The organism is Parendozoicomonas verongulae, from assembly GCF_009711465.1.
Lineage (GTDB): Bacteria > Pseudomonadota > Gammaproteobacteria > Pseudomonadales > Endozoicomonadaceae > Sansalvadorimonas > Sansalvadorimonas verongulae.
In genome coordinates, this window is record NZ_SMME01000756.1 from 9,745 (window position 1) to 10,144 (window position 400).

The window sequence follows — 400 nt, forward strand, 5'->3', positions numbered from 1 at the left end:
CTCAGGTTGTCCGAGCCTCCAATGATCTGGAGTAATCTGCCCAGAGCCAGTTCGATCTCCTTATCCTTACAGGGGGTGTTCACCTGCCCCCCGGCTGCCCGGCTGCGCAGCTGCATAAAAACGTCCAGGGCTGCCCTCAGGTTATCGGTGCCACCCATAATCTGGAAATGTCTGCCTAGAGCCAGTTCGATATCCTTGTCCTCACAGGGGGTATCCACTTGCCCCATGGCTGCTCGGGTGCGCAGCCGGGTAAAGATATTCAGGGCTGTTTTCAGATTGACCGAGCCCCCCATAATCTGGAGTAGCCTGCCCAGAGCCAGTCCATTGCTTTTTTCATCATTGAGAGAGCTTGAATGTTTTTCATAAAGATGTTCAAAGAGTGGTAAAGCTTCCATTAAAT

At 52.2% G+C, this 400-nt stretch carries 1 protein-coding gene; it reads right to left on the minus strand.

What is annotated here, in order from left to right; translation table 11 throughout:
- On the minus strand, positions 1-400 hold a 400-nt coding region (locus E1189_RS23625; protein ID WP_196221231.1), incomplete at both ends, for a hypothetical protein.